A 5,460-nucleotide genomic window follows, 5' to 3' on the forward strand; every position below is an offset into this window, starting at 1 on the left:
CCATTCGGACTAATGCGAAGAAGCGCACGGGGGCACTCCCCCCGAAGGCTTCCACCGAACGCCCCGACCCCAAGGTCGTCTGGCGCTCACCGGGATGACACACCTTCCCGGGGGTCGCCACGATACGACGGCCTTAAGTGGTCCAAGGCATTTCGGATGAATGCGAACGACACACCGCGATTGCAGGGCGATTCAACGCGTCCTGCCTCACCGGACCCGAACCGAACGAGGTTCGAAGGGTTTATACCCTCGAATCGCTTCGATTCAGGTCCGAAGGAAATGAGGATTCCGCCCCTGCGGTACGCCGCAAGACGGTATCTGATGTTAGCCCTAGTAGTTCGGTGACATCCGAACGGATGTCACGCGAACTCGGACCTTTGAACGGTGATTTGACAGCAATACGCTGCCATTCACCCGCCAAAACCCCGCGACCAGGTTTAAATGGTCGCGACCCATTCCGGTTGATCCTGCCGGAGGTCATTGCTATTGGGGTCCGATTTAGCCATGCTAGTTGCACGAGTTCATACTCGTGGCGAAAAGCTCAGTAACACGTGGCCAAACTACCCTACAGAGAACGATAACCTCGGGAAACTGAGGCTAATAGTTCATACGGGAGTCATGCTGGAATGCCGACTCCCCGAAACGCTCAGGCGCTGTAGGATGTGGCTGCGGCCGATTAGGTAGACGGTGGGGTAACGGCCCACCGTGCCGATAATCGGTACGGGTTGTGAGAGCAAGAGCCCGGAGACGGAATCTGAGACAAGATTCCGGGCCCTACGGGGCGCAGCAGGCGCGAAACCTTTACACTGCACGAAAGTGCGATAAGGGGACCCCAAGTGCGAGGGCATATAGTCCTCGCTTTTCTCGACTGTAAGGCGGTCGAGGAATAAGAGCTGGGCAAGACCGGTGCCAGCCGCCGCGGTAATACCGGCAGCTCAAGTGATGACCGATATTATTGGGCCTAAAGCGTCCGTAGCCGGCCATGAAGGTTCATCGGGAAATCCGCCAGCTCAACTGGCGGGCGTCCGGTGAAAACCACGTGGCTTGGGACCGGAAGGCTCGAGGGGTACGTCCGGGGTAGGAGTGAAATCCTGTAATCCTGGACGGACCACCGATGGCGAAAGCACCTCGAGAAGACGGATCCGACGGTGAGGGACGAAAGCTAGGGTCTCGAACCGGATTAGATACCCGGGTAGTCCTAGCTGTAAACGATGCTCGCTAGGTGTGGCACAGGCTACGAGCCTGTGCTGTGCCGTAGGGAAGCCGAGAAGCGAGCCGCCTGGGAAGTACGTCCGCAAGGATGAAACTTAAAGGAATTGGCGGGGGAGCACTACAACCGGAGGAGCCTGCGGTTTAATTGGACTCAACGCCGGACATCTCACCAGCTCCGACTACAGTGATGACGATCAGGTTGATGACCTTATCACGACGCTGTAGAGAGGAGGTGCATGGCCGCCGTCAGCTCGTACCGTGAGGCGTCCTGTTAAGTCAGGCAACGAGCGAGACCCGCACTTCTAATTGCCAGCAGCAGTTTCGACTGGCTGGGTACATTAGAAGGACTGCCGCTGCTAAAGCGGAGGAAGGAACGGGCAACGGTAGGTCAGTATGCCCCGAATGAGCTGGGCTACACGCGGGCTACAATGGTCGAGACAATGGGTTGCTATCTCGAAAGAGAACGCTAATCTCCTAAACTCGATCGTAGTTCGGATTGAGGGCTGAAACTCGCCCTCATGAAGCTGGATTCGGTAGTAATCGCATTTCAATAGAGTGCGGTGAATACGTCCCTGCTCCTTGCACACACCGCCCGTCAAAGCACCCGAGTGAGGTCCGGATGAGGCCACCACACGGTGGTCGAATCTGGGCTTCGCAAGGGGGCTTAAGTCGTAACAAGGTAGCCGTAGGGGAATCTGCGGCTGGATCACCTCCTAACGACCGAGACCACCCCGACGGGGTGGCTCACACGCGATCTTCCGAGTTCACCAATGACACCCGTTCGGACACCTTAGAACTACTAGGGCTAACACGGGCCCATAGCTCAGTGGTAGAGTGCCTCCTTTGCAAGGAGGATGCCCAGGGTTCGAATCCCTGTGGGTCCATGGTAAGCAGTATTCCACTCCGAAACGATCGTGCCCCTTAAGTGTGGCAAGACGTTTCGACAGAATGGATACTGACGACAGATGCACCATCCCGCGCAAGCGAGGTTGGGAAGGGTCGAAAACACGCCTCGGAGATCACCGAGGGTGTTTGATGAAACCGTGTGTACGTGCAATCCAGGCGTCCACTGGACCCGTTCTCCGGGTCACAGTGACTATATCAACTGGCTACTGTGCCAGCTGGTGGATAGCTCGGCTCGAGAGCCGATGACGGACGTGCCAAGCTGCGATAAGCCTCAGGGACCCGCATGGAGGGAAAGAACTGAGGATCTCCGAATGGGAATCCCCACGCAATTGCCTCGCGCAATGGGGAACGTTCCGAATTGAAACATCTTAGTAGGAACAGGAAAAGAAAGCAATCCGCGATGTCGTTAGTAACGGCGAGTAAACGCGATACAGTCCAAACCGAAGCCTTCGGGCAATGTGGTGTACGGACTACCCATAACGGACCTGGATCATACGTGAAGTCTCCTGGAACGGAGCGTGATACAGGGTGAAAACCCCGTAACGTATGAACCAGATCCCGGGGTTGTTCCAGAATAGCGGGGGTTGGATATCCCTCGTGAATTTCGCAGGCATCAACTGCGAAGACTAAACACTCCTCGAGACCGATAGCGAACAAGTAGCGTGAGCGAACGCTGAAAAGCACCCCGAAAAGGGCGGTGCAATAGGGCTTGAAATCAGTTGGCGATAGAGCGACGTGGCATACAAGGTCACTCGACGAATGAACTGGGAGCGATCCCGTAGTAAGACTTGAGTGAAGCCGATGTTGCGTCGTGCGTTTTGAAAAACGAACCATGGAGTGCATCTGACTGGCGAGTCTAAGGGGAGAACCCCCGGAGGCATAGGGAAACCGATACGGCCGCAGTCTTTGACCAGGGCCACCGTCTTCAAGGGCGGGGAGCCAACCGGATGCGACCCGAAACCAAGTGATCTACGCCGGAGCAGGGCGAAGCGTGGCGAAAGCTGCGTGGAGGCCCGTTAGAGTTGGTGTCCTACAATACCCTCTCGTGACTCTGGTGTAGGGGTGAAAGGCCCATCGAACTTGGCAACAGCTGGTTCCAACCGAAACATGTCGAAGCATGACCTCTGATGAGATAGTTCGTGAGGTAGAGCGACCGATTGGGAATCCGGACTCCGAGAGGAGTTCGCTTCCCTGTCAAACTCCGAACTTACGAACGTCGTAGACTCAGGGAGTCCGGTGTGCGGGGTAAGCTTGTGCACCGTGAGGGAGACAACCCAGAGCCAGGTTAAGGACCCAAAGTGTGGATTAAGTGTGATTGAAGATTGTCTCGAGCCCTAAACAGCCGGGAGGTGAGCTTAGAAGCAGCTACCCTCTAAGAATAGCGTAACAGCTTACCGGCCGAGGTTCGAGGCGTCGAAAATGATCGGGACTCAAATCCACCTCCGAGACCTGGCGGCGTGTCTTATGACACGATTCCGTAGGTTGGCATACTGCATGGGTGGAAGCACGGGTGAGAACTCGTGTGGACCGTGCAGCAACGAAAATCATGGTCTCAGTAGCAGCGAGAGTCGGGTGTGAACCCCGACGGCCTTACGCGCAAGGGTTCCTCGGCACTGTCAATCAGCCGAGGGTTAGTCGATCCTAAGTCTATCCGTAATTCGAAATAGATGAAAGGGAAACTGGTTAATATTCCAGTACCTTCTTGCACCAAACGTCGACGCTTTAGGAAACACCGAGCGGGGCCTTCGCCCCGTCGAATCACCGAAATTCGTGGAAGCCGTAACGGCACGAAGCGAACGAATGGTGAGATAGGGAAACTCGGCGGTACCTAGAGCCCGTGAAAAGACAAGCAAGAAGCTCGTACCGAGATCCGACACAGGTGCGCTGGCAGAGCAAGCCAAGGCCTGTCGGGATCAACCGACGTTAGGGAATTCGGCAAGTTAGTCCCGTAAGTTCGCGATAAGGGATGCCTGCTCTTGACCGAGCAGGTCGCAGTGACTCGGACGCTCCGACTGTCTAGTAACAACATAGGTGACCGCAAATCCGCAAGGACTCGTACGGTCACTGAATCCTGCCCAGTGCGGGTATCTGAACACCCATTACAATGGGACGAAGGACCCGTCAACGGCGGGGGTAACTATGACCCTCTTAAGGTAGCGTAGTACCTTGCCGCTTCAGTAGCGGCTTGCATGAATGGATCAACGAGAGCGTCACTGTCCCAACGTTGGGCCCGGTGAACAGTACGTTCCAGTGCGGAGTCTGGAGACCCCCAAGGGGAAGCGAAGACCCTATAGAGCTTTACTGCAGGCTGTCGCTGAGACGTGGTCGCTAATGTGCAGCATAGGTAGGAGCCATTACACAGGTACCCGCGCCAGCGGGCCACCGAGGCAACATTGAAATACTACCCGTTAGTGACTGCGACTCTCACTCCTGGCGGAGGACACCGGTAGCCGGGCAGTTTGACTGGGGCGGTACGCGCTCGAAAAGATATCGAGCGCGCCCAAAGATTTCCTCACGCGAGTCGGGAACTCGTGGAAGAGCGCAAGAGCAAACGGAAGTCTGACAGTGACATTCCCAACGAGTGTCGCTGACGCGAAAGCGTGGTCTAGCGAACCTACGAGGTTCATTCATGGGACCCGTAGATGACAGAAAAGCTACCTTAGGGATAACAGAGTCGTCACCCGCAAGAGCACATATCGACCGGGTGGCTTGCTACCTCGATGTCGGTTCCCTCCATCCTGCCTGTGCAGAAGCAGGCAAGGGTGAGGTTGTTCGCCTATTAAAGGAGGTCGTGAGCTGGGTTTAGACCGTCGTGAGACAGGTCGGCTGCTATCTATTGGGGGTGTTAAGGAACTTGACGTGAACGTTCGTATAGTACGAGAGGAACTACGAATGGGTGCCACTGGTGTACCGGTTGTCCGAGAGGGCAGATGCCGGGCAGCTACGCACCACGGGGTAAGAGCTGAACGCATCTAAGCTCGAAACCCACACGGAAAAGAAGTTCCACTGAGGTCACTCGTAGAAGACGAGTTCGATAGACTTGGGGTGTACGCAACGAGGCAACGAGTTGTTAAGCCCGCGAGCACTAACAGACCAAGCCACATTCATACGCACTGAGACCCGAGAACGGGTCCAGGCGCAAACTGGATTGCACGTATACATTGGTACGACGGCCCGACCGATATTGGTATGACAGCGGTTCGATTCCGCTGGTCGGCATTAAGGCGGCCAGAGCGGTGAGGTTCCACCCGTACCCATCCCGAACACGGAAGTTAAGCTCACCTGCGTTCTGGTCAGTACTGGAGTGAGCGATCCTCTGGGAAATCCAGTTCGCCGCCCCCA

At 56.0% G+C, this 5,460-nt stretch carries 1 tRNA gene and 3 rRNA genes; all 4 read left to right on the forward strand.

From position 1 onward, the window contains the following. Window positions 1-454: 454 nt before the first annotated feature. The 4 genes from C438_RS12865 (at window position 455) to rrf (ending at window position 5,460) form a co-directional block, all read left to right on the forward strand. Window positions 455-1,927: ribosomal RNA gene (locus tag C438_RS12865) — 16S ribosomal RNA — on the forward strand. A gap of 97 nt (window positions 1,928-2,024) precedes the next feature. After that, window positions 2,025-2,096, forward strand: a tRNA-Ala gene (locus tag C438_RS12870). A gap of 216 nt (window positions 2,097-2,312) precedes the next feature. After that, window positions 2,313-5,225 (forward strand): 23S ribosomal RNA (locus tag C438_RS12875). Between the two features lie 113 nt (window positions 5,226-5,338). Continuing rightward, a 5S ribosomal RNA gene (gene rrf, locus C438_RS12880) occupies window positions 5,339-5,460 on the forward strand. Together the 16S, 23S and 5S rRNA genes with 1 tRNA gene alongside form the textbook arrangement of a ribosomal RNA operon.

Origin of the sequence: Haloferax denitrificans ATCC 35960, from assembly GCF_000337795.1 — an archaeon.
GTDB lineage: Archaea > Halobacteriota > Halobacteria > Halobacteriales > Haloferacaceae > Haloferax > Haloferax denitrificans.